This is a genomic window from Pseudoalteromonas sp. G4, from assembly GCF_028875915.1.
Taxonomy (GTDB): domain Bacteria; phylum Pseudomonadota; class Gammaproteobacteria; order Enterobacterales; family Alteromonadaceae; genus Pseudoalteromonas.
The window spans coordinates 30,321-55,723 of sequence record NZ_JAPEHW010000013.1 but is presented as its reverse complement, the minus strand read 5'-3'; the positions used below and the strand labels follow the sequence as shown (position 1 = coordinate 55,723).

General features: G+C 40.7%; 21 protein-coding genes and 1 pseudogene. 10 read left to right on the top strand and 12 right to left on the bottom strand.

The features are described from left to right. The first annotated feature begins 55 nt into the window (after nt 1-55). The gene (gene yaaA / locus ON073_RS06660; protein WP_274761090.1) at nt 56-835 is read left to right on the top strand and encodes a peroxide stress protein YaaA; all 780 of its coding nucleotides are present in this window, start codon (nt 56-58) and stop codon (nt 833-835) included. Between the two features lie 14 nt (nt 836-849). Here the strand turns inward: yaaA and ON073_RS06655 are convergent, their stop codons facing one another. Together ON073_RS06655 and ON073_RS06650 are read right to left on the bottom strand one after the other, a co-directional pair. Next, nucleotides 850-1,701, bottom strand: a complete 852-nt coding sequence (locus tag ON073_RS06655; protein WP_274761089.1) for a GGDEF domain-containing protein — start codon at nt 1,699-1,701, stop codon at nt 850-852. Nucleotides 1,702-1,774: 73 nt separating this feature from the next. Further along, complete coding sequence (locus ON073_RS06650) at nt 1,775-2,704, bottom strand: hypothetical protein (RefSeq protein ID WP_274761088.1); 930 nt, start codon at nt 2,702-2,704, stop codon at nt 1,775-1,777. 172 nt (nt 2,705-2,876) lie between these two features. On the opposite strand from ON073_RS06650, the gene ON073_RS06645 reads away from it, so the two are divergent. From ON073_RS06645 to ON073_RS06635, 3 genes are all read left to right on the top strand, one after another. Continuing rightward, on the top strand, nt 2,877-4,148 hold the full coding sequence (locus tag ON073_RS06645) for an MGH1-like glycoside hydrolase domain-containing protein (RefSeq protein WP_274761087.1): 1,272 nt from the start codon (nt 2,877-2,879) through the stop codon (nt 4,146-4,148). Then, nucleotides 4,066-5,235 (top strand): MGH1-like glycoside hydrolase domain-containing protein, encoded by a 1,170-nt coding sequence (locus ON073_RS06640; RefSeq protein ID WP_274761086.1) that lies wholly within the window; start codon nt 4,066-4,068, stop codon nt 5,233-5,235. The genes ON073_RS06645 and ON073_RS06640 overlap by 83 nt, the downstream gene beginning before the upstream one ends. 80 nt (nt 5,236-5,315) lie before the next feature. Then, nucleotides 5,316-6,371 carry a bifunctional transcriptional activator/DNA repair enzyme AdaA gene (locus tag ON073_RS06635; protein ID WP_274761085.1) on the top strand — a complete coding sequence of 352 codons (1,056 nt, stop codon included), beginning with the start codon at nt 5,316-5,318 and terminating at the stop codon, nt 6,369-6,371. 3 nt (nt 6,372-6,374) lie between these two features. On the opposite strand, the gene ON073_RS06630 is transcribed toward ON073_RS06635, so the two are convergent. Then, nucleotides 6,375-7,277, bottom strand: coding sequence for a tetratricopeptide repeat protein (locus ON073_RS06630; protein ID WP_274761084.1), 903 nt, complete (start codon nt 7,275-7,277; stop codon nt 6,375-6,377). Between the two features lie 86 nt (nt 7,278-7,363). After that, nucleotides 7,364-8,593, bottom strand: a complete 1,230-nt coding sequence (gene srmB, locus ON073_RS06625; RefSeq protein WP_274761082.1) for an ATP-dependent RNA helicase SrmB — start codon at nt 8,591-8,593, stop codon at nt 7,364-7,366. Nucleotides 8,594-8,669: 76 nt separating this feature from the next. On the opposite strand from srmB, the pseudogene ON073_RS06620 reads away from it, so the two are divergent. Beyond that, nucleotides 8,670-9,212 (top strand): annotated as a pseudogene (locus ON073_RS06620) (tRNA1(Val) (adenine(37)-N6)-methyltransferase); the annotation flags it as partial. A gap of 69 nt (nt 9,213-9,281) precedes the next feature. Here ON073_RS06620 and fldB read toward each other — a convergent pair. Beyond that, complete coding sequence (gene fldB / locus ON073_RS06615) at nt 9,282-9,860, bottom strand: flavodoxin FldB (RefSeq protein WP_274761081.1); 579 nt, start codon at nt 9,858-9,860, stop codon at nt 9,282-9,284. 73 nt (nt 9,861-9,933) lie between these two features. On the opposite strand from fldB, the gene xerD reads away from it, so the two are divergent. The 5 genes from xerD (at nt 9,934) to lysS (ending at nt 16,231) form a co-directional block, all read left to right on the top strand. Further along, nucleotides 9,934-10,839 (top strand): site-specific tyrosine recombinase XerD, encoded by a 906-nt coding sequence (gene xerD / locus ON073_RS06610; protein WP_274761079.1) that lies wholly within the window; start codon nt 9,934-9,936, stop codon nt 10,837-10,839. A gap of 78 nt (nt 10,840-10,917) precedes the next feature. Then, a complete protein-coding gene (dsbC, locus tag ON073_RS06605; RefSeq protein ID WP_038640258.1) occupies nt 10,918-11,652 on the top strand; it encodes a bifunctional protein-disulfide isomerase/oxidoreductase DsbC in 735 nt (244 codons plus the stop codon). Nucleotides 11,653-11,717: 65 nt separating this feature from the next. After that, nucleotides 11,718-13,442, top strand: a complete 1,725-nt coding sequence (gene recJ, locus ON073_RS06600) for a single-stranded-DNA-specific exonuclease RecJ (protein ID WP_274761078.1) — start codon at nt 11,718-11,720, stop codon at nt 13,440-13,442. Between the two features lie 120 nt (nt 13,443-13,562). Continuing rightward, nucleotides 13,563-14,661, top strand: a protein-coding gene (gene prfB, locus ON073_RS06595; protein WP_199922521.1) for a peptide chain release factor 2 whose coding sequence is annotated in 2 segments (ribosomal slippage) — nt 13,563-13,637 and nt 13,639-14,661 — 1,098 coding nt in all. Because the reading frame shifts where the segments join, the coding sequence is not laid out codon by codon here. Between the two features lie 28 nt (nt 14,662-14,689). Then, entirely contained in the window at nt 14,690-16,231 is a 1,542-nt protein-coding gene (gene lysS, locus ON073_RS06590) for a lysine--tRNA ligase (RefSeq protein WP_274761077.1), read from the top strand. Nucleotides 16,232-16,316: 85 nt separating this feature from the next. Here lysS and ON073_RS06585 read toward each other — a convergent pair whose 3' ends face one another. The 7 genes from ON073_RS06585 to ON073_RS06555 all read right to left on the bottom strand — a co-directional run bounded on the left by ON073_RS06585 (nt 16,317) and on the right by ON073_RS06555 (nt 25,372). After that, nucleotides 16,317-17,165 (bottom strand): HDOD domain-containing protein, encoded by an 849-nt coding sequence (locus tag ON073_RS06585; RefSeq protein WP_274761076.1) that lies wholly within the window; start codon nt 17,163-17,165, stop codon nt 16,317-16,319. Between the two features lie 300 nt (nt 17,166-17,465). Then, nucleotides 17,466-20,795 (bottom strand): efflux RND transporter permease subunit, encoded by a 3,330-nt coding sequence (locus ON073_RS06580; protein ID WP_274761075.1) that lies wholly within the window; start codon nt 20,793-20,795, stop codon nt 17,466-17,468. Between the two features lie 7 nt (nt 20,796-20,802). Further along, nucleotides 20,803-21,927, bottom strand: coding sequence for an efflux RND transporter periplasmic adaptor subunit (locus tag ON073_RS06575; RefSeq protein WP_274761074.1), 1,125 nt, complete (start codon nt 21,925-21,927; stop codon nt 20,803-20,805). Nucleotides 21,928-22,123: 196 nt separating this feature from the next. Next, nucleotides 22,124-22,708, bottom strand: a complete 585-nt coding sequence (locus ON073_RS06570) for a TetR/AcrR family transcriptional regulator (protein ID WP_274761073.1) — start codon at nt 22,706-22,708, stop codon at nt 22,124-22,126. Between the two features lie 79 nt (nt 22,709-22,787). Then, nucleotides 22,788-24,245, bottom strand: coding sequence for a phospholipase D family protein (locus ON073_RS06565; RefSeq protein ID WP_274761072.1), 1,458 nt, complete (start codon nt 24,243-24,245; stop codon nt 22,788-22,790). A 78-nt stretch (nt 24,246-24,323) separates the two neighbouring features. Continuing rightward, on the bottom strand, nt 24,324-25,016 hold the full coding sequence (locus ON073_RS06560; protein WP_274761071.1) for an LrgB family protein: 693 nt from the start codon (nt 25,014-25,016) through the stop codon (nt 24,324-24,326). Continuing rightward, complete coding sequence (locus ON073_RS06555) at nt 25,013-25,372, bottom strand: CidA/LrgA family protein (protein WP_274761070.1); 360 nt, start codon at nt 25,370-25,372, stop codon at nt 25,013-25,015. The genes ON073_RS06560 and ON073_RS06555 overlap by 4 nt, the downstream gene beginning before the upstream one ends. Nucleotides 25,373-25,403 lie beyond the last annotated feature (31 nt).

Sequence of the window (25,403 nt, the reverse complement as noted above, 5' to 3'; positions counted from 1 at the left end):
TTTATTACAAGAAATGTTGAAATTACCTTAATACAACGACAAGTCAATAGTAATTATGATCACAGTAATATCACCTGCTAAAAATTTAGACTACGAAACGCCAGCACCGCACAAAAACTTCACTCAGGCAGAATTATTAAGCCATAGCCAAGAACTGATTGAAGTGTGTCGTACACTCTCAGCACAAGACCTTTCAAGTTTAATGAAAATTAGCGATAAATTGGCGGGTTTGAATGTAGCGCGATTTACCGAGTGGCAAACACCATTTAATGAAAGTAATGCTAAACAAGCTATTTACGCGTTTAATGGGGATGTTTATGTTGGACTTGATGCTGCGTCTCTCAGTGAAGAAACGCTTAATTACGCCCAGAACCATTTGCGCATTTTGTCAGGTTTGTATGGTATTTTGAAACCGCTTGATTTAATGATGGCGTACCGTCTTGAAATGGGCACAAAACTTACGAATTCACGCGGTGCTAATTTATATCAATTTTGGGGTAGTATTATTGCTGAAAAGCTTAACGAGGTATTTGCTGAGCAAAATACATCGACATTAGTAAATTTAGCATCTAACGAGTATTTTAAAGCGGTCGATAAAAAAGCGCTTAAAGGTGAAATTATCACACCTGTATTTAAGGATTGTAAAAACGGTCAGTATAAAGTGATTAGCTTCTATGCCAAAAAAGCACGAGGCTTAATGGCGCGTTATCTTATGGAACAGCAAGTAACGACAATGGATAAGCTATTAGCGTTTGATTGTGCGGGTTATTACTTTAGCAAAGAGCAAACTAAAAAAGCAAATGAGCCTGTATTTTTAAGAGAAGAGCAAGCATAACAACAAACACTTAGCTAGTTTGATACAACTTGGTTTCGCCCTTGCTGTTTTGCTTTATAGAGACGCTGATCGGCAATATCGATCAGCGTCTCGAGTTTTGGGGTAACAGGGCTAAACTCAACCACACCAATCGACACTGTCATAGTAAATTCAGCATCTGGCAACTTGATTTTTGATTCAGCCAGCTTGCTTCGAAGTGATTCGGCTTTCTCTGCAGCTGAAGACAGTGCAATATGCGGCAGCATGACAATAAATTCTTCACCGCCCCAGCGGGCAAATAAATCAGAATCACGTAAGTTTTTTTCCATCAGTGAGCAAAACTCAACCAAGGCTAAATCACCTGCATTGTGCCCATACTTGTCATTTATTTTTTTAAAATGATCGATATCAAGCATCAAAATACAAAAACGCGGATTGCTTTCACTTAACTTTTCAGTTGCTTTGTCAATAAAATAGCGCCTAGTAAATACGCCAGTGAGAGGATCGGTCGTGGCTAATTTTATCAATGAATGATTTTGCGCTTCTTGTTTTTCCAGCCACAACTTGATACCGAAAACGATCAAAAGCAACCCCGTAATTTGGAAGATATCTTCAATTACAATCGTGATGACTTTTGGAAAAATAAATAATTCATCTAGAGCATCAACGTAGATGGCAACTAAAAGAATAGAGAAACCAACATAGAGAATTTGGTTTGAGCGCTCACTTTTTTGAAAGTTCTTTAAATTCACAATACAAACAAGCACCGTCACAGCCATAATAAATTCAGATGTAAAGCTGATGTAATCAATGCTATTGACATGCGGAAAAAGCCAGAATGAAACAACTGGTAATAAAAAAAAGAGTGCTAAAGCATAAATCGACATTTTTACGCTACATTACTTGTACTTAGTACAAGTATTAACCGTTGCTATCAGATTAACAAGTTAAGATTGGTGATTAAAGCGTCGAGGTTTCTAAGTCTAACTTTTGAGCTAGTTGCTTGTAGAGAGTAAGGTGGCCCGGCAATAACTTAGTAAATTTAACTTCTGCAAGGTGTACTTTTGCTTCATTTTGCAAACTCAGCGCAGCGTTAATTTCAGCTAAACGTAACTGAAAAATGGAATAGTTAGGGCTTTCTCCTGTTTTAAATAGAGAAATTGCATTTTGATAAGTTTCATTAGCGAGCTGTAACTGGCCAACAAGTTGATAAGTGCGCGCTAAATTGCCTGTCGCTGTAATTATATTTTCTGTAAAGCCAAGCTGTTTCGCCCAAAAAATAGCACTTTTACGATGCGGAATTGACTCTAGTAATTGATTTTGTGAGTACAAAGCATTTGCCAAATTTCCATAGATTTCGTGCTGTAATTTGGCGTCTTTACTCTTTTTGTATTTTTGCGCAAGGCGACTAAACATTTTAACGGCTTTATCTCTGTCCCCGAAAACCATTTCTAAGTTAGCTATTTCTACTGTGCGCAGAGGATTTGGAAAACTATCAGATGTAGCGCTTACTAACGCAACCGCTTTTTTAGCGTAATACTGAGCCTTCTCTTTTTCATCATAAACACTAAATGCTTTAGAGGCATAAAAGTAAAGCTGAGTTTGAAAAGTGATAGGGTGCCTATGGTCGGCATTGATATATTGCTCAGTTAGGTTTTTAAGCGGCAGCAAATTTGTTGTTTCATAGAGAAAATCTAGGTAATGAGCAGTAATAAAATACCAATCGGTCGTGAATGGGTCATATTCACTTTGCTCTTTTAATAATTTTGCACTGCACTCTGGTACGGGAAGTTCAAAACATACATCTTCAAAGTTATGCATGTTATCCGCAGCTAAAAGTTTTGTGCTCAGCAATAATAAGCTTGCCAAGATACCGTTTCGTTTTTTCATTATTTTTATAATTTATTTACTCGCCATTATTTTGGCGTCAGCTTCATTCTAGGAAGTACTGTCACGCAATTCAATTGATTTTTACTTGAGATAGTAGTGCATTTGTCCAGAATTGTTTTTTAAAGTATGTTGTGGATAATGTATACAAAATTTAAACTGTTAACTTATCTTAATGAAATTTCTACTCACTTCTATTCTAATGTGTTTTAGCTTTCAGGCTATTTCTGCATCGCAACTCGACCGTGTAGGCGAGCCCAAATTGGCAAAATTTTATGACAAATACGGTAATCAGCAAGCAAACCCATTATTTGACCTTGGTAGCTGGCATGGGTTTTTACAACCAAAACATGAAAATGCTGGCAGCTTTGCGGGGCCTGCCATTGTGTTTGAAGAGTACACCCTTTATTTTGCTGAATATGTTGAGATGTTATCAGTTGCTGTTGATGGCGGTAATTATCAACGTCTCTCTACATTACCAAGTACCATTTCAAGTGAGCTTGGATATTACAAACAAAGCTTTACCACAAACACATTTAGCATCGATATTTACTTAAGTTTTGTATCAACGCGTAGCAGTGTGATTGATACACGCATTACTAACTTAACCGAAAAGCCGCTTAATCTTTCACTAAAGTGGCAAGGGCAACTTACAAAGTATTGGAAAAGCGCAGATGATGATTACATTTGGCAAATAACACCGCAAGTTTCTAGCCAAAAAATTGAATGGCAATTTGACCAAACTCGCGATACGTGGCACAAACTTAATGACAGCACCGCGCAATTTAAAATAGCCCGTTCTATTGCTTCTAAATCAGTTTTTAATCCTGCTGAACAAAGCTACAGAAGTACCAGTGGTTTAACGATTTTGCCTGCAAACTCAACATTACTGACCACAGTGCTCAGCTATACTCACAATCAGCACGAAAGCGACAGCGAAGATGTAAAAATAAGCGCTTGGTTAAACAGTAAAAAGCCAGCCTATTTGAAAGCGAAAACCAGATGGCAGTCATTGGCAAATAAACTATCAAATCAGCACAGCAAAGAAGCCGAAAAATTAGCAATAAAGTCGCTAGAAACTTTAGTTGGCAACTGGCGCAGTCCTGCAGGGGCTATTAAACATAATGGCATAACCCCATCAGTGACAGCCCGTTGGTTTAATGGCGTATGGGCGTGGGACAGTTGGAAGCATGCCTATGCGCTTGCAGAGGTGATGCCGGAACTTGCTAAAGATAATGTACGCGCCATGTTTGACTATCAAATAACGGACAAAGATACACTTCGTGCGCAAGATGCAGGTATGGTGATCGATGCGGTGTTTTACAATAACTCAAAAGCGCGCGGGGGCGATGGCGGTAATTGGAATGAGCGTAATACTAAGCCGCCACTGGCATCTTGGGTCGTTTGTTTTGGCCGAAATGTATCCGAAATTAAAAGCGTATCATGAGTGGTGGTATTTTAATCGCGATCATAATGGCAATGGTTTAATTGAATATGGCGGCACGGTTGATGATACACATACCACAAAAGAGGGGGAGATGCGTTTCAAAGTGCAAGCAAGTACGCAACTGGCTGTTTTGGCATCGTGCAAAAAAGGGAAAGATAATTGGTATATATGCAGCGGTAATCAGCTGTATTTAAATTTACTTGATAACCCTCAAATTAGTGCGTTTGATATTCCTGTACAACATGCCGCGGGCTGGGAGTCAGGAATGGATAATGCGGCGCGCTTTGGTTTTATTTCAAATGAACAGTTTAAAGAATATGCCAATCAAACTTATCAAGGGGATATGGCAAAAGCCAAGGCTGATTGGCAGGTTAAGATTTTTGAAAACGTACGTGATGGTCAACTGGTTGGTTATTCTATCAATCAAGAATCTGTAGAGCTTAATAGCTATCTAGCAATGGAAAAACAGCAATTAGCGGCAATGGCAAAACGATTAGGTAACAACCAAGATGCACAAAAATACCAAGCGGAATATCAAACCTTAAAAGCACGTATTGATGCGTGTTTTTACGATAGCAAAACTGGCTTTTATTATGATTTAGCCATTGATAATACCCCACAGTCATCGAGTGAATGTAAAGGTAAGTTGTTGGTGCATCGCGGTAAAGGCCCTGAAGGTTGGGCGCCGTTATTTAGCCAGGTTGCAAGTGGCAAAAATGCTAAAAGCGTTATTAATACTATGCTTAGTAAAAACGAGTTTAATACCTATGTGCCATTTCCTACCGCTGCTATCACAAACCCTGCATTTGGCGCAGATGTCTATTGGCGTGGCAGAGTATGGCTTGATCAAGTGTATTTCGCACTAAGTGCATTAAGTCATTATGGCTATAAAAAAGACGCGCAGCAGCTTTTACAAAAGCTGATTAGTAATAGTAAGGGCCTTAGCGAAAAAGACAGTATTCGTGAAAACTATCATCCTTTTACTGGTGATCAACAAGGCGCAACTAATTTTAGTTGGAGCGCTGCACATTTAATGATGATGTTGGATGAAATTGGTTTGCCTGAAAGTACGTTAGACCAGCACTAAAAATATACTTGTTCAGTTTTCGGTTGAGTGAAATGTTAGCCTTGGTTACGCTTGGCTAAAATCACCAAATGATTGGCTTTATGAAAATTACCCAACCTGAAAAAATTAACGAGTATTACCAAGCATTGGTAGATAAAAACAGTCAATATCTTGGCTGTTTTTATGCCTGTGTTACCAGCACGCAGATTTTTTGTATCGCGACTTGCAGTGCACGCAAACCAAAAAAAGAAAATGTTGAATTTTGCTCAGAGGTAAAAGATGCCCTTGATGCGGGCTTTCGCCCGTGCAAAGTGTGTAAGCCAACACAAAATGCCCACTCAATGCCAGAGCCAGTTGCTACAGCATTAAAATTGCTAGCGCAAAAAGGCCAAGAAAAGCTTTCAGACTACCATTTAAAAGAGGCTGGAATACAGCCTGAGCTGGTAAGGCGTTGGTTTAAAAAACACTATGGCATGACGTTTCAAGCGTATCAGCGCATGGTTCGCATTAACACTGCTTATCAGGAAATTCAAAATGGCAAACAGCTAATTGATTCGGCGCTTGATTCAGGTTTTAACTCGTTAAGTGGCTTTGCCTATACATTTAAAAAAGCCACAGGCCTTAATCCGAGTAAAAGTAAAGATAAGCAAGTTATCTTAATTGCGCGTCACACTACACCGATTGGCCCGATGTTTATTTGCGCAACTAGTAATGGTGTATGCTTAGTTGAGTTTGTTGATAGGCGAATGCTTGAAACGGAATTCAACGATTTACAAAAGCGTCTAAATGCGTTGATTTTACAAGGCGAGAATGATCACATTAAGCTGTGTAAGTCAGAGTTAAATGAATATTTTGCAGGCACGCGTAAAGAGTTTAGTGTAGCACTTGAACTGCCAGGCACTGAATTCCAGCAAGGGGTATGGCAAGGCCTGCAAACCATTCCATTTGGCGAAACACGTAGTTATTCAGAACAAGCTTCTGCACTGAATAACGCCAAAGCAGTGCGTGCTGTGGCAACCGCAAATGGTATGAACCGGGTTGCGATTATTGTCCCGTGTCACCGGGTGATTGGTAAAGATGGGTCACTGACTGGTTACGGTGGAGGCTTAGAGCGAAAGGCGTGGTTATTACGCCATGAAGGTGCAATAAGAGCCTAAGTTTTATTCAATTTGAAGTTTAGTTTGCAATTGTAAATATCGCTCTTTGTGCAGTCTAGGCACACTTTGGGGTAATATTTTTTTAAAGTGATCCATTGCGAGCTTTTTATTTTTAAGTGCTAGACCCATTTCAGCTAAATTTATTTGTAATCTCGCAAAGCTTGCTTGATTTTGTTTGGGGGCTTTTATTGATAGTGCTTTGAGGTAGTTATTATAAGCACCTTGAAAGTCTTTGTTTGCTTTTTGGCTAAAGGCCAAACCACCATAAGCTATTTTTATCTTTTGTGGATCATTTGTTTGATTAGCCGCATAAAGAGCATTTTGCCACGCTAATGCTTGTTTATCTAAATCACCCAATGCGATATAAGTTTGTGCAAGATTACCGTACAACTCAAAATTAAAATGCGGATCTTGTCGTTTAGCAAATTGATGCTGAGTTTTTTGGAGCAGTTTTAGTGCATTTTCAGGGTCACCAAATACATGGTATAGGTTGGCTATTTCAACAATACGGTAAGGATCTTGAAAGGCATCAAAATGTTCTTTCAGAATCTCCTTGGTTTTAAATGCAACTTCTTTAGCCTGTAACTTCTGGCCGGTATAGTTCAATGCTTTAGCGTGGTAAAAATAGATTTGCGCTTTAAAGACGCTAGGTAACTCAGATTTTTCTAGCAATGGCGAAGTAATTTTCAATGTTTCTGAAAACAACTGGTGATCGTAGTAAAAATCGAGTTGATACGAGCTGATTTTATACCATTGGTTGCTGTAGGGGTTTATACTCGCTAGTGTGTCTTTTAGATATAAATCACACTTTTCAAACGAACGAGATTGACAAAACTCCTCGTGATCACTGTAAGTTTCGGCTGCAAAAGTAACTGTACTTATAAGCAGCGATAAACTTACAAGCAAAGGAACAGTATAGATTTTTAAATTAGTCAGCATTCTAAAATGGGAAAATATAATGCGGTGTAATAAATTAACACCGCGTAATTAATTTACTTCTTTTTCGCTTTTTTCTTGGCTTTCTTTTTCGCCTTCATTTTCTCCGGATCTTTTTTCTTTTTCGCCGGTAGTTTAGCTTCTTTGTGTTTTGGCTCTAGGCCTTTAATTGTACGGCGTTTAAGTTTTTGCTCGGTGTAGCGCTCAACTTTTGCCAAAATTTCCACGTCATGAGCTTCAATAAATGAAATTGCGGTGCCTTTTTTACCGGCACGGCCTGTGCGGCCAATACGGTGAACATAAATATCGGCGGTGCGTGGCATATCAAAGTTAATTACGTGGCTAATATCAGCTACATCAATACCACGCGCGGCAACGTCTGTTGCAATTAATACGTTTGTGCGGCCGGTATCAAAGCTTTTTAGTGCGGCTAAACGTTTATCCTGAGGCATTTCACCACGCAGCCACGTGGTTTTAATGTCTTTCGCGAATAACTCGCCAACTAGCTGCTCTAAACGTTCACGTGTTTTAACGAACACAATGGCCTTTTCAACTTCTTCCGATTTTAAAATCGCTTCAAGTTGTTCCACTTTATGTTCGCGGTTATCTGATAAATGCACCCACTGATGGATTTTGCCTTTTTCGCGGCGTGATGGGGTTGCTTCTAGTAGTGCAGGGTCATCTAGAATACGCTCTGCAAATAGCTCAACACTATCACCTTCTAGTGTTGCTGAGAATAAAAAGCATTGTTTACGGTTTTTAGCTTCGTCGCAAATACGTAGCATTTCTTTACGAAAACCCATGTCTAACATGCGGTCGGCTTCATCAAGAATAAGTACTTCAACATCTTCTGCGTGGAAGTTTTCTGAATTTAGATAATCCATTAAACGTCCAGGTGTTGCGATAAGGATGTCATTATTTTTTTCAAAAATTTCTTTATGACTACCGTAGTTAATACCACCGGTTACTACACCAATTTTAAGGTGAGTTTGCGCTGCAAGGGCATTTGCTTGTTCATACACTTGATAGGCGAGTTCACGTGTTGGTGTCATAATAAGTACGCGCGCAAAACCTGGATTACGTCTTGGGAAATCAATTAGGTATTGCATTGAACCAAGTAAAAACGCGGCGGTTTTACCAGTACCGGTTGGTGAACTTGCTAAAATATCACGACCTTTCATTGCTGCAGGAATTGCGAGCGATTGAATGCTAGTTGGTTTATCAAAACCCATTTTTTCAATGGCGTTTAATAATTTGGGATCAAGATCTAGGTCAGCAAAGTGCATAAGGAAATAAACATAAAGGAAAATTAGCTGTATTATACACCGAATCAGGCAATAGGGCAGAGGGCATTTTACCGCAATGTCGGGTTTTACGTTTAAGCAGTTTCATATTAACCACGATAAATGTGCGATGAAAGTCGGCACTGATGGTATTTTGCTGGGCGCTTGGGCACCTCTTGAAGGCGCAAATAAAGCATTAGATATTGGCACAGGTACGGGGCTAATTGCCTTAATGCTTAAGCAGCGTGCGCCTAGTTTAGTTATCACAGCTGTTGAAATTGATAATGATGCATTTTTACAAGCGAAAGAGAATATTTCAGCTTCTCCTTGGCAAGACCTAAATTTGTGTCAAGGTGACATCAAAGAATTTCAAGCAAATACAGCGTTTGATTTGATTGTTTCAAACCCGCCATTTTTTAATGATTCACTGAAAAGCGATAATGCACAGCGAATGACGGCGCGCCATACGGATGGTTTATCGTTTGACAGTTTATGTGCTAAAGCGGCAAGTTTATTAAGCGAAAAGGGACGATTTTGTGTGGTATTACCAACAACCGAGTTAAGCCGATTTGAAAATGCCGCAGATAACGCTAATTTGAAAATTACAAAAAAGCTGTGGGTATTTACTAGTAAAAAGAAAGCAGCAAAACGCGTATTGTTGTGTTTAGCGCATAATGATGAGTTGCAAACGCTAGTTGAAGAAGAATTGATTATTCATGCTGAGAATGGGGAGTACAGCACAGCGTATATACCGCGTTTCAGCGTATTCTGTCATCACTTGTTCAACCCAAGTAGCAATGCGCTCATCACTTTTCTCGTATTGGCTGTCTTCATCAAGTGCCAAGCCAACAAATTGTGTGCCATCTTCGGTTAATGCTTTTGATGCTTCAAATTCGTAATCATCTGAATTAGGCCAGTAGCCTAAAAAGGTCACGCCTTGTGGTTTAATTTTGTCGTGCAGCATGCCTAACGCATCTTGAAACCATTGGCCATAGCCTTGCTGATCGCCCATGCCAAAAAGGGCAATGGTTTTACCGCTTAGGTTAACCGACTCAATATCGTCCCAAATTGATTCCCAATCTTCTTGTAACTCGCCAAAGTCCCAAGTAGAAATACCAAATATTAAGAAATCGAATTCTTCAGCGTTTTTCAGTGACTCGTCTTTAATATTGTGAAGTGAAATGATGTCTTCACCGATAATTTGCTGAATTTTTTCTGCAGCCATTTCGGTGTAACAGGTTGTAGAGCCAAAAAATAAACCAATTTTCATATTAAATTTGTGCGTTGCCGAGAGCTTGATATGATAGGCGCTAGTTTACCTTAACCTATGTGTTATTAATACATTGACAGAAAAACAAACCCCAAGTGTTGAAAATAGTCAAAAGATTGAGCAGTTTTTAGATGCTCTATGGCTTGAGCAAGGTTTAAGTGAAAATACCTTGGCGGCTTATCGTAGTGACTTAAATAAGTTTGCGATTTTTATTGCGAAAACATCGCTTTTTGATGTTGATGAAAGCATTATTTTCGATTATTTAGCATACCGCCGAGAAAATGGGTTTACAGCGCGCAGCACCGCTCGTGCGCAAAGTGCGTTAAAACGCTTTTATTTGTATTTTATTGGCTTGAAAAAGCTCTCTAGCTCACCGCTTGCCCATATTGAACAGCCAAAACTAGGCCAGTCATTACCTAAAACCTTAACAGAACAAGAAGTTGAAGCCTTGCTTGATGCGCCAAATCTCGAAGAGCCCATTGAGCTAAGAGATAAAGCCATGCTTGAACTGTTATATGCAACAGGGCTTCGCGTAAGTGAATTAGTTGGACTGCGTATGGAGCAAATCAATCTGCGCCAAGCTGTGGTATTTGTTAAAGGTAAAGGAAATAAAGAGCGTTTAGTTCCAATGGGTGAAGTGGCGCTTGAGTATATTGAAGCGTTTATTAAGCTGGCACGTCCGCAATTAATCAAACACGCGACTGATTTTGTTTTTCCGTCAAAACGCGGCATTGGCATGACGCGGCAGACCTTTTGGCATCGCATTAAACACTATGCTATCGTCGCGAATATTCAGAGTGAATTATCACCGCATACTTTACGTCATGCATTTGCCACACATTTGATCAATCATGGTGCTGATTTACGTGTTGTACAAATGATGTTAGGTCATAGTGACTTATCGACCACACAGATTTATACTCATGTAGCAAAAGAAAGGTTAAAATCCATTCATCAGACGCATCATCCAAGAGCTTGATGACAAAATACGGAATTTTATGTGGCTTAATACGGTCTAAATATTTATAAGCCCCAGTATTTAAAAAAGAGATAGCAAATGAAAAAACTAGCAATCGCAGCTGCTTTGTTGAGTGCGGCATTTAATATTTCAGCAAATGGTGTCGCAGCAGCGAGTGTTGATCCAATCGAAGCGAAAATCATAGCGGAATTTGAAAAAATCGGTCTACAAGCAAGTGGTGTAGCAGAAACACCTGTAAAAGGTTTGTATGAAGTATTAACCAATCGCGGCGTGTTATACAGCACGGCTGATGGTAAGTATTTACTGCAAGGAACGTTACTTGATTTAGAAAATAAAGAAAACCTAACGGAAGTTGCACTGGGTAATTTGCGTAAAGAAGGCGTTAAGCAATTTGCAGACTCGATGATCGTTTACCCAGCTAAAAACGAAAAACATAAAGTAACGATTTTTACTGATATTACTTGTGGTTATTGTCGTAAATTACACCGCGAGCTGGATGATTATCTTGATGCAGGCATTACGGTGCAATATCTTGCTTATCCACGTGCCGGTATACCAAGTAAAGGTTTTGATGACTTACAAGACATTTGGTGTGCAAAAGATGCGGCCAAAGCACTTACTGATGCAAAAGCAGGTGATGATGTAGTGGATGTAGCTGCATGTGATGCACCAGTGAAAGAGCAATTTGAAATGGGTCAAAGTTTTGGTATTACGGGTACGCCAGCTATCATCCTTGAAGATGGCACGCTTATTCCTGGTTACCAGCCAGCGGCTCAGTTAAAGCAAATTCTTGAAAGTAGTACAAAAGGGTAACCTAACCAGTTTGTGAAATAGGGCCGTTAAGGCCCTTTTTAGTCTCAGATTATTAAAAACGGTTCATGCAAAAAACAATTCAAACACGTGCCCGCGTTGACGACAGTTATTTAGACGCATCGCTTCACCCTGTTATTAAACAAATTTATGCCTCTCGTGGCATCAAAAACAATACTGAACTCGATAATGGCGCTGCGTCATTACTTGATTTTCGTTTATTGAAAGATATTGATGTTGCCGCAAATATTCTGATTAATGGGCTGCAAAACCACGCCAAAATTTTAATCGTCGGTGACTTTGATGCTGATGGTGCAACCAGTACTGCGGTGTTAATGGAAGGTCTACCGATGTTTGGCTTTCAACATGTCGATTACTTAGTGCCAAACCGTTTTAATTTAGGTTATGGTTTAAGCCCGCAGCTTGCAGAACAAGTAGTGCAAATTAAGCCGGATATTCTTATCACAGTTGATAACGGCATTTCCTGTTTGCAAGGTGTTGAAATTTGTAAGCAAGCTGGCATTCAAGTGATTGTTACTGATCACCATTTACAAGGTGAACAGCTTCCTAACGCCGACGCGATTGTTAATCCAAACCGCTTTGATTGTCAGTTTCCATCAAAAGCATTGGCGGGATGCGGTGTTGCGTTTTACTTGCTGGTGGCACTTCGTCACACGTTGCGAGAGCAAAACTATTTTGAAAACTTCGGCTTAGCGCAACCTAATTTGGCGAGTCTTTTGGATATTGTTGCACTGGGTACGGTAGCCGATGTAGTGCCGCTTGATGCTAATAATCGGACTTTGGTATACCAAGGTTTGGCACGCATTCGCGCAGGTCGTACTCGCCCCGGAATTTTAGCTTTGATTGAGGTTGCCAACCGAAATAGTTATCGCCTGCAAGCCAGTGACTTTGGCTTTGCTATTGCACCAAGGCTTAATGCGGCAGGGCGCTTAGATGACATGAGTTTAGGTATCGCGTGTTTACTAAGTCAGGATGGCAATCAGGCAAGACGCATTGCCGCGGAACTTGATGGATTAAACCAAGAACGCCGTGAAATCGAGCAAAGTATGCAAGTTGAAGCTAATGCAGTGCTAGAACGCTTAGTGTCACAATCACAAGAAATTCCAGATGCGGTATGTTTATATCAAGATGATTGGCACCAAGGTGTTATTGGTATTTTGGCAGGTCGTTTAAAAGAGCAATATCACCGTCCGACAGTGATTTTTGCACAGGGTGAAAATGGTGAAATAAAAGGCAGTTGCCGCTCTATACCAGGACTGCATATGCGTGATTTGTTGGAGTCGATTTCAACCAAACACCCCGATTTAATTTTAAAATTTGGCGGTCACGCAATGGCGGCGGGTTTATCAATTTTAGAAAGCGACTTTGCGCGCTTTAAGCAAATTTACACAGACGAGGTAGCAAATACGCTTGCCGAAGAAGATAAACACGCGGTGCTATTAACTGATGGTAATTTGCCAGCTGATTGTTTTAACTTGAATTTCGCCAACCAACTTAAGCAAGCAGGGCCTTTTGGCCAAAGCTTTCCTGAGCCACTATTTGACGATGTTTTTTATGTTATTCAACAGCGTATGGTGGGTGAGAAGCATTTAAAATTAGTATTGCGCCATGCGTCGGGTTTAGATGTGGACGCGATTGCCTTTAATGTTGATTTAAGGGCGTGGCCAAATACCGCAGCTGAAAAAGTACGTTTAGCCTATCAACTTGATATTAATGAGTTTAGAGGTAAGTTTTCGCTGCAATTATTGGTCAGTGAAATACAATTAGCATAGATAAGAAATATTTATGCGAAAAAATGGTTTTGAATCTAATCAAAACCATTTTTTTTTGCTAAAATTCCCGCCTTTGATTATTGCCAAGAATTAAGGCAAAACACCAGTTGGAGTGATGTAATGTTTGAAGTGAATCCTGTGATTAATCAAATCAAGGAAATTCGCGAGCGCACCGACCAACTTAGGGGGTATCTTTGACTACCCTCTAAAAAAAGAGCGGTTAGAAGAAGTTAATGCCGAATTAGAAGATTCTGCGGTTTGGAATGAACCAGAAAAAGCGCAGGCGTTAGGTCGTGAAAAATCGAGCTTAGAAGCGATTGTTGACACGATTGATACCTTAGACCAAGGCGCAGAAGATGTTGAAGGCTTAGTTGAGCTTGCTGTTGAAGCAGAAGATGAAGACACGTTTGCAGAAGCTGAGGCTGAACTCGAAGAATTAATGAAGCAGCTTGATAAGCTTGAATTCCGTCGTATGTTCTCTGGTGAGCAAGATGGTAACGATGCCTATATCGACCTGCAGTCAGGTTCAGGCGGCACTGAAGCACAAGACTGGTGTAATATGCTGCTGCGTATGTATTTACGTTGGGCAGAAGCAAAAGGTTTTAAAGCAGAAATAGTTGAAGCAACCGATGGTGATGTTGCAGGTATTAAAGGTGCAACGGTTCGTGTTTCAGGTGAGTACGCTTATGGCTGGTTACGCACTGAAACAGGTGTGCACCGCTTAGTACGTAAAAGCCCGTTTGACTCAACAGGTCGCCGCCATACATCATTTGCTTCTGCGTTTGTTTATCCTGAGGTGGATGACAATATTGAAATTGATATTAACCCAGCCGATTTACGTATTGACGTATATCGTGCATCGGGTGCGGGTGGTCAGCACGTTAACCGTACAGAATCGGCGGTACGTATTACTCACTTACCAACCAACACGGTAGTGCAGTGTCAAAATGACCGTTCGCAACACAAAAACAAAGCACAGGCGATGAAGCAGTTAAAAGCAAAATTGTTTGAGCTTGAAATGCATAAACAGAATGCTGAAAAGCAGTCACAAGAAGATGCAAAATCGGATATTGGCTGGGGTAGCCAAATTCGTTCTTACGTACTTGATGATTCTCGTATCAAAGATTTACGTACAGGGGTTGAAAACCGTAATACTCAAGCCGTATTAGACGGCGATTTAGATAAGTTTATCGAAGCCAGCCTGAAATCTGGCCTTTAATTTAAACCAAGCAACTTAGAGCTATAACATGACAGATCAAATTCAAGACGAAAATAAATTGATTGCAGAGCGTCGTGCCAAGCTAGATGCGATTCGTGAGAATTGCTCAGCTAATGGTCACCCGAATACTTTCCGCCGTGAAGATTACACAGCAGATCTACAAGCTAAGTTTGGTGATAAATCGAAGGAAGAGTTAGTCGAGTTAGACCACCAAGTTTCAGTAGCAGGCCGTATTTTAGCTAAACGTGGTCCTTTCCTTGTACTTCAAGATATGAAAGGTCGTATTCAGGCATATGCCTCAAAAGACGTGCAAAAAGCGTTAAAAGAGAAGTATGGCCAACTTGATATCGGTGACATCATCGGTGTGTCTGGTCCAGTTCATAAATCAGGTAAAGGCGACCTTTACGTAGATATGGTTAAGTATGAGTTACTGACTAAATCACTACGCCCATTACCAGAAAAATTCCACGGTTTAACAGACCAAGAAGCAAAGTACCGTCAACGTTATGTTGACCTTATTACAAATATGGACACCCGTGAGACGTTCCGTATTCGTTCAAAAGTGATTGAAGGTATTCGTCGTTTTTTAGCTGAACGTGACTTTATGGAAGTTGAAACGCCAATGCTTCAGGTTATTCCTGGTGGTGCAACGGCGCGTCCATTTGTGACTCACCACAATGCGTTAGATATCGACATGTACTTACGTATCGCACCAGAGCTTTACCTTAAGCGTTTAGTTGTGGGTGGTTTTGACCGCGTATTTGAAATTAACCGTAACTTCCGTAACGAAGGTCTTTCAACGCGCCATAACCCTGAATTTACGATGATTGAATTCTACCAAGCTTACGCTGATTACAACGATCTGATGAACTTAACGGAAGACATGTTACGTACCGTTGCACAAGATGTACTTGGTACAACAACTGTTATCAACACAGTTAAAAATGCTGAAGGTGAAGTTGTTGAAACAATCGAATATGATTTTGGTAGCAAGTTCGAGCGTCTATCTATGGCTGATGCCATCATCAAGTATGGTCCTGATGCTGAAGAAATTGCGCATATCTTCAAAGACCCTGAAAATCATTTCGATGAGTTAGTCGCTTACGCGAAGAAAGTACACGTTAAGATCCCAGAAAAATGTGTTTGGGGTGCAGGTAAGTTCTTATGTGAAATCTTCGAAGAGACAGCTGAGCACAAACTGATCCAACCTACTTTCATCACTGAGTACCCGTGGGAAGTGTCGCCACTTGCGCGTCGTAATGATGAAAACCCATTTATCACTGACCGTTTCGAATTCTTCGTAGGTGGTCGTGAATTAGCAAATGGTTTCTCTGAGCTTAACGATGCTGAAGACCAAGCAGCGCGCTTTGCTCGTCAGGTTGAAGAAAAAGATGCTGGTGACGATGAAGCAATGCACTTTGATGATGACTATATCCAAGCACTTGAGTTTGGCTTACCACCAACAGCAGGTGAGGGTATTGGTATCGACCGTCTAGTGATGTTATTTACTGATTCGCCAACGATTAAAGATGTAATCTTATTCCCGCATATGCGCCCGCAAGCGGACTAAGTAACGCCTGATAAAAAACCCAGCTATATGCTGGGTTTTTTGTTTTCAAGGGGCTGTGAATAAAACTGAATTATGTGAGCTGGTTTTAATGCGATGAAATTAAGTATTCTTCTACATCTTCTTTCAGATCTTGGAAATCATATTCATCGAGTTGTAAGGTATCTAATACTCGCAGTTCTATTGTGTGCCATTGAGGCTCAGGACGAAAGTGCCTTGCAATATGAACAAAATTTTCAGCAAGTCTTAAACAGGCAAAACAGCTGCGTTCAAAATCATCTGAACACGCATTAAAAAAGTCATCACAGTGATGCTGTAAAATTATTTGGCAAATTTGTTTGGGTAAATTCCAGCTAGTAGCAAGGTAATAACCGACAACAGCATGGTTGGTTTTAAAACGGTTTTCCTCTTTAGTAAATAATGGTGTTGAGTCGTTTTCCCGGTGTTCTTGCAGTAGTTTGGCATATTGCTCAAACCGTATTGCCATCGCGGGTATGCCTGCATCATGAAATAACCCAATTAAATGTAAGTTTTCAGGCGGCAAAGGCGTTTTTAAATGTCTGGCAATAATGCACGATACATTGGCAATATCATTGGCATTATCCCAAAAACGATTGAGGGAGAGTGAACATTTACTTTGGTCATACGCTTGTTTTAATAAATAGCCAGTAACCAGATTCGTAATATTTTCTAGTCCTAAAAACATGACTGCTTGGCGAATGTCACTGATTGTTCGAGCAAGGCCATAAAAAGGGCTATTAATTATTTTTAATACAGCAGCGGATGTTGCCACATCGGCTGCAATAATATCGGCAACGCGAAATAATTCAGGTTCTTTGCTTAGTTCATCTTGCAGTGCTTGTAGGATATCCGGCTTTGCAGGGATGGTAAAACCTGTTGCTACATCATTTAAGATTTTATTATCTATTTCTATCATCAGTTCGCTTATTTTAACAAGCCACTTAAATACTATAGACAAAGATTAGTGTTCAGATGAAATTGAATGTGAGATTAATAGTAGTTCATTTAATAGGGAACATTCTGGAAGCATAAATATTATGCTAATTGAGTTTGAATTTATCTATGTAAAGCAACTTTCTATGTAAAATTATGTCTTGATATCATTTGATTTATTCTGCGCTATTACTGTTCTGACACTACATAGATTAGGTATTAAAATAAAAAATCCCAGCCGGAGCTGGGATTTTTGGTCAGTCATCAATTTAGATTTCCATATCTAAGCGGCTGTCCTTAAATCGGTGTCTTCTGAATTTTGCTTTATATCAGAATCCTTAAGTAAGAAGCTTAATATGACTGGCACTAAAATCAAAGTGAATATTGTTGAAACCACTAATCCGCCAACCACGACGCCACCTAAACCACGGTAAAGCTCACTACCTGCACCAGGCATTAGTACCAGTGGTAACATGCCGCCCACAGAAGTAAGGGTCGACATCATAATCGGACGAACACGACTTTCAACAGACTCTTTAATTGCCAATTGGGCAGTAAGTCCTTTGTGCTTAAGATTGTTAAGGGCTTGATGCACAATCAAAATGGCGTTATTCACAACCACACCTGCCAAGATAACAAAACCAAGTAAAGTTAATACATCAAGGTTTTGTATCGGCGTATAGCGGTCAAACACGCTTGCCCAATGCACAGCGGCTAGACCCATAAAGCCACCAAGCGTTGCAAGTGGTACGCTCACCATAATAACAAGAGGGTATTTCCAGTTTTGAAATAAAATAACCATTACCAGATACACTACAAACATAGCTAGAAACATGCTTGAACTTAAGGTGCCAAATAAACTACCGTCGCCGAGTAAGGACTTTTTAAGATCTGCAAGCTTACCGGCGCTACCAGCAAGATTCACTTCAACGGCAGGAGAGATTGCCCCCGCGACGCGCAGCTCGTCGACCAAGGTATTCACTGATGCAATTGCTTGCTCAAGCGGCATTCCTGCAGGTGGTGTAAATTGTAATGTTACCGCACGCTGACGTGAAACGTGCTTAATTTGATCGACGGTTTGCGTACGCTCAACCAGGGCCAGCGATTGAAGATCAACTACCTGACTTTGTGGTGTTGCTAGCGGTGTTTGCATCAGTGCATCAATAGGGAAATCATCCTGTTGTGCACTCGTTACGATTTTAAGGTCTTTTAATTCGCCACCAACAGCAAAACTGTTCATCATAATGATGCCATCACCATTAGCTTGCACTGCTAAGCCTAAATCACGGCGCGTCATGTTGAGTTCGGCTAAACGCTCATCTAGCGGTTTAATTGATAGCTCTGGCGTTGGTAGTAAAAAGTTAGCTGGCTCTGGAATGGTTGCATATGGCCCATAACTGCCGATTAACTTAAATAGCAAGGCTGTTGCACCATTAGTGATTTGCTCTAAGTCATCACCTACCAAGTCGATTTGAATCGCGCTACCCGTTGTACCACCGGTATTAAAAAGTGGAAACTGGAAAGCAAAGCCAATCACATCTGGCGCGTTTACACCCATTAATGTTTGGTTTAAGAAGTCGACCGCGTCAATGGTTTTATCTGCTTCTTTTGGGATCATGCCATGGAGAATTTGACCGTCCATTGCAACTAAGAAATAGTGATCGATTTCTGGAGCTTTAATGGTACTGCCATCCATTAATTGAATATCAGGCACGCTTTGCGTTAAGTCTGGCTTACCACCGCGGATCACTGTTTCAGCTTGGTATTTATCACCAGTTACTTCCCATGCAGGGCGAAGCACTTTTTCAATACGGTCACCAATTTCAGATACTTGATCAAGGTTATAACCCGGCGGCGGTACCATAAAACCGAAAGCAAAATTACGGTTACCTTTTGGTAAGTAATCAAGCGGTGGAATAAGTAGTGCAATACCAACAAGTGTTACGACTGCAAAACTAGTCACCACAGTAACTTTTCGTTTGGTAGTGCTGGTAATTGCGATAAATAAGGCGCCAATGTGGCTCGGCAGCTTTGCTGCTTTCTTTTCAAGCTCAGCCAATTTACCCGTTTTTAATTTTACCTGTTTAGAGTCACTGCGCGCACGCAAGAAATAAGCGCCCGCTACCGGAATAACTAAGACAGATACGACAAAACTAATAAAGACTGCTGCCATGATGGCAAGTGATATATCGCGAAAAAGCTGACCTGCGCTGTCGGCAATGGTTAAAATAGGCACAAATACCACGAGTGTTGTCATAGTTGACGCAAACACCGCGCCTGCAACTTCTTGCGTACCTTCAACACTGGCCTTAAGCGGTTTTTTACCCATTTCTAAATGGCGGAAAATATTCTCGATAACCACAATGGCATTATCAACTACCATACCTACTGCAAAGGCCATGCCCGCAAGCGATACAATATTAATCGAACGACCAAGGGCAACCAAAATAACCACCGATGCAATCACTGAAATTGGAATCGCGATAGCAATAACGCCAATGGTACGCAGCGAGCGTAAAAATAGCAGCAGGGTAATAACGGCAAGTAAGCCACCGACCATAATATTGCTTTGTACTAAATCAATGGCATTTTCTACATAGCTTGATGAATCCCAGGTAGTAACTAGCTCAATCGTACCATTGATACCAAGCTTTTTAGCATGTTGCTCAAGCATGCCATCGGGTTTATTCAACTCTGCTATTTCCGCTTTTAGCGAGTTCATGGTTTCAAGTAAGTTAGCACCATGGGCCAGTTGGAAGTTAAAAAATGGCATTTTCACACCGCGAGCACGCACCCAATCACGCATATCTTTGTAGTCGAGTTTTACTGTCGCAATGTCTTTTACATATACCGGGCCGCGGTTATCTTTACGGATCACAATATTTTCAATGGTTGCTACATCGCTAAAACGCCCCATTGCACGCACACGAATATCATTTTTACCATCAGGCAAACGACCACCTGAGTAATTGGTGTTAGTAATTTGAATCGCGTCTACTAGTTGGCTGTAAGTAATACCAAAATTTGCCAGTTTGATTGGGTCAATTTGTATTTGCAGCTCTTGCTCACGGGCACCTAAAATCCCCACCTTTGAAATACCTTTGATGTTTTCAAGGCGTGGACGTAATCGGCGCTCCATAAAATCATATAGGGTAGTGTTGTCAAAACTCGGGTCGGTTGCTGCAAGGCCTACCCAGGCAATGTAATCAACCGACATTGGGTCAACGCCTTCAACTGTCGGTTCAGATACCCCCATAGGATAGGCGGGTACTTCGTTAAGCTTTTGTACGACTTCTGCTTGTGCTTGTTTAATATCGGTGCCAGTTTCAAATTCCAAACGCAGCTGCGCTGCAGACGTTTGGCTAATACTGGTTAATGAAACCAAGCCATTGACATCTGACAGTACCTTTTCTTGTTCAATAACAACGTCAGATTCAATTTCTTCAGGGCTTGCGTTCTCCCAAAATGTTCTTACGCTAACAACCACTGAGTCAACCGATGGCGTCATTTGAACGGGTACTTGTGTAAAAGCTAAAATACCCGCTAATACTGATAAAATAACGGCGACGATAACACTTATGGGTTGTTTAACCGCACTTTCTACAATCTTCATATCGCGCCTACTTTAAATGTTGTTGATTGCCATTTGAGACATCGGCTACAGCAACCACAGGGCCTGGCATTAATCGTTCATTGCCTTCAGTGATCACCTTGTCATTTGGTGCTAATTGCGGAGCGAAAATAGCCACTTTGTCACCTTGATGAAATTGAACATTGACAGATACAGGCTGCGCAATTTGCTTATCGCCTTGCACAATTACTTTATAAACTAAGTAGTTGCCGCCGCGATTTACCAGTGCATCTTTCGGTACTGTCAGCGTTGTTTTGCTTTCACCTTCTGGTAACCATGCACTTACTGACATTCCTGGCATTAAGCCATTACCATTAACTTGACCAATAACGCGGAAAGTACGCGCTCGCTCATCAACGCTATTAAGTACTTTAATATTATGCGCTTGTACAAGTTCACCTCCAATTTGCAGAGCAATTTCAGAGGGAGCTTTACCGGCTAAGAAAGCAAATCGCTCAGGTACATCTAACCAAGCTTCTAATTTATTTAGTGAGGTAAGTGTAAAAGCATGATCGCCACTGCCTAACCATTGCCCAAGCTCTGCGAGTCGACTCGTAACTTGGCCATCAAATGGCGCGCGAATTGACATATCATCAATGCGAACTTGTAAAGCGTCGAGCTGAGCATTTAACGCTTCAATTGCTTGCGTTGCAGCTATAACACGGGCTTGATTAGCGATTGTTTGTGTTTTACTTTGATTTAGACGCTGTTTTGATACGGCGCTTTTTTGTGCTGATTGTTTATACGCTAAATAATCTTCTTCGGCTTGCGTAAACTCTGCTTTTGCTAACGATAAATTCGCCTCAGCAAGCATTTTCTCTGCTTGCAAACGCTGCTTTTCAGCATCAAGTCGGCGGGTGTCTAAATGTGCTAAAACAGCACCTTTTGTCACAATATCGCCTTCGTTAACCAGTACATTAACAACCTTACCTGATTCAACAGAAGCGACATTGGCTTGATTAAAAGCTTTTAAGGTACCAACGACACGTTTGCGTGGTTGTAATTGTTGTTCGGTTGCTTCACTAAAACGCACCACTTGTGCATTAGCATGAAACACCAGAAACAAAAGACTTAATAAAAGTCCAATTTGTTTAAATGAGCGTGGAGAAGTCATCGTATTTCCAATTTAGTAGACCAGTCGTCTAGTTGATTGTCTTTTATAATGGCAATTGTTGCAAGATGAATTTCGGCTGAATGCTATTTTTGGTAAGTTGAATTTATTTAAGTGATTGAATTTTTTATTTATATTTAAAAAGTATTTTTTAGACCGATTGGTCTAGAGTGGTGGGTTTTCAAGGTGAAAGTGCCAATTAAGGCACTAAAATTGTTTCAAAAATAATATCGACAAAATTATCGTAAGGCTCTGTTGAGCGCTCTACTTGCATTTGTATTGCAGCGCCATGGCTGGCATTAAACAAGAATGCTGCAATTTTATGTGGGTCGAGTTTTTCGTTTACTTCGCCTTCTTGTTGGGCTTCTCTAATAGTTTGCGCCATCATGCTGTGCATTAAATCTTGCGCACACTTAATGCCGCCACGCATATTTTCACTGAGTTGTGATTGTTCCAGAATTAATTTTGGTACAAGACATTCGCAGTCAATGCCTTCTTCTTCGTGAAACTGTTGAATGCGTTTGAACCAGTTATTTATCCGCTGCAGAGGCGAGTATTTGCGGTCGCGTAGAAATTCACGCATAAAGTCGTGAGTTTGATCTTGGGCGCGTTCAATTAACGCTAAACCAAAGTCTTCTTTAGACTTAAAGTAATGATAAAACGAACCTTTAGGCACTCCAGCCTTATCTAGGATTTCTTTTAAGCCACATCCGTTGTAACTTTTTTCGATAATCAGCGCATGACCTGCCGCCAAAATCGCTTCTTTGGTATCTGGCTTATTCATATTTGGGTTAATTTTTTACGTACACACTTTGTGAATATTATTAGACCAGTCGTCTCGAAAGTCAACTTTCACGATGTGATTACAGTTGATCTTCAATGGGTAATACGCGAAAGAACCATGCACCAATTTTGCGCCAGATGCTGGCATCTGGTTCTTTGCTATAGACTTTTTGGCTTGCCATGTCATACCAAAGCAGCTCACCATCTTCTAATTTTACTTGGTAAGCTGAATTTGTAATTGCTGTTTTAAGCGTATCAATAACCTTGCCTGTGAGCTCTTCATTTTCAAACAAAACACCAATTTCGGTATTGATAAACATTGAACGAGGATCGAGATTAAGCGAACCGACAAAAATATGTTTACTGTCGAAAATAATGGATTTTGCATGAAGGCTGGCTTGTGTTGAGCCTCGCCATGCTGTGGGTTTAAAGTTGGGCGTTACTTTGGATTCATACAGAGTGACTCCCGCGTTTAGCAGCGCTTTACGATATGGTGCGTAACCAGAATGCACCGCGACTACATCGGTCGCGGCAAGTGAATTTGTCAGTACCGTAACGTTAACACCACGCTCAACCATCTTTTTAAGGTAGGCCGTACCTGCTTTGCCTGGCACAAAATAAGGAGAAATAATATACAGGTGGTGCTTCGTATCAGCAAATGTGCTGGCTAAATCATCCAGTAATGGGCTTGTTACGCCATTGGCGCTAATTTTATTTGGTGGGTCGTAAAGCACCTTTGCGTTACCCCATGACCAAGGCAATGCACCTTCAGTAATGTATTCGATAAATTGCGAATTTTTAAGTGCGTTTACATATTCTTGCTCTGCTTGTGCAGCTTCGCTAATTTCAAGATCCCATTTAGTTAAAATTTCAATGGTCTCTTCATTTGAGTAACGTTTTGGGTGGAACACAGAAAGCGGATAGCTGTATTCACTGTTCCAGTATTCATCAAACTGGCGATTAATATCGCCAACGGCATCGCCAATTAATAGCAAATCAAAATCACCGAACTCTACCTCATGGCTGGCACTAAAATATTCATCGCCAATATTGCGACCACCAATCACTGAAGAAAGGCTATCGACGGTAAGTGATTTATTATGCATACGGCTATTTAACCGTGAAAAATCGGACAGGATCCCAAGCGCTTTGTTACTGCGATTAGGTAAGGGGTTAAATAGTTTGATTTCAACGTTTTTATGTTGATTCAAAATTTGTAACTGTGGGTTAGAATCAGGCGCTTTTAAATCATCTAGTAAAATGCGTACACGTACTCCGCGTTCGGCAGCTAAATACAAAGAGTAGTTTATTTGGTTGCCTGTAATGTCTTTGTTGTAAATGTAATATTGTAAATCAATGCTACTACTGGCTGCATTAATAAGGCTGACGCGTGACATGAACGCATCAACGCCTTGCCCTAAGGTAAAAACGCCTGTTTGATTTTTATTTTGGGTTGTAAGTTCGGTTACGAAGTTTGCTAACTTGCCGGAGTTTGCAGGTGGCATAGCATAGCTTTTTTCGCCGGGATTCGGCTTCATATGTGTTGCGCATCCCGCCATCACAAGCACCACTCCTATTAATAAAATCCGTTTTAGTAACATTTATTTACCGTTAAGTTAGGTTGTAAATATGAGACTTAATAGGGTATAGATTACAGGTAATAGTAATGGCGTCAATATGGCGCTTAATACTAAGCTAACCGATGCAAATGCACCCATGCGTTCATCAACTTCAATTGCCCTTGCTGTACCAACCGCATGGCAGGCCGCGCCGAGAGCGAGTCCTTGACTTGGAACATGCTTTACACCAAAAAAGCGAAGCAAAGGTAAACCGATCACTGCACCAAAAATACCAACGCAAATAACCACAACAGCCGAAAGTGCACTAATACCAGCAAGTTGCTCACTTACCTCAATTGCGATGGGGGTGGTCACCGCATTAGGAGCAAGACTGACAACCAGTTGCTCACTCGCGCCCAAGCTGTATGCTGTTAACATTGCAATAATGGATGAGCTTGCAACCCCAATAACACTGCATAGAATGTAACGCCATGTTGCTTTTTTGATGGTACGTGACTCTTTGTAAAGTGGAATAGCGAGCGCCACAATGGCCAAATCTAATAACCAGAAAAACGGGGTGTTTACCTCGGCAAACTGTGCATAACTAATATCCCCCCATATCAGTACTAAACTTATCAGTGAAATACTTAACAAAATGGGGTTACATAAACTGTGCTTAAGATAATGAGTTTGAAGCCATTTAAAGACAAAAAAACATATTGGCGAGAGAACAATCAAAAGTAAGCTCATGATTGTTCCTTATCGTTAGATGCAAAAAGTAAACTTGCTACTTTCCCAACAATAAACAAAGTACCTATGGTGGCAGCAAGTACTGAGAAAATAATTAAAAATAGATTTTCCTTTATTAGGTCTAAATGCTGAATGATACCCACCCCTGCTGGAATGAAAAAAAGCGGGAAATATTTAAGTAATAGATTACCCGCGACTTCACACTTTTTCAGCGACACTATATTTAATTTGAGCGCAAGTAATAATACCCCCATAGCGAGCACCGCAGGCGGAAATTTAAAATCAAGCAAAAACAGCAGCCCGTGGGCAATTCCAAGGGCTGAGAGTAAAATAATCAGACTAAAAATATATTTCATATTGCTAGCCTACCACAGCTTTATGCCAGAT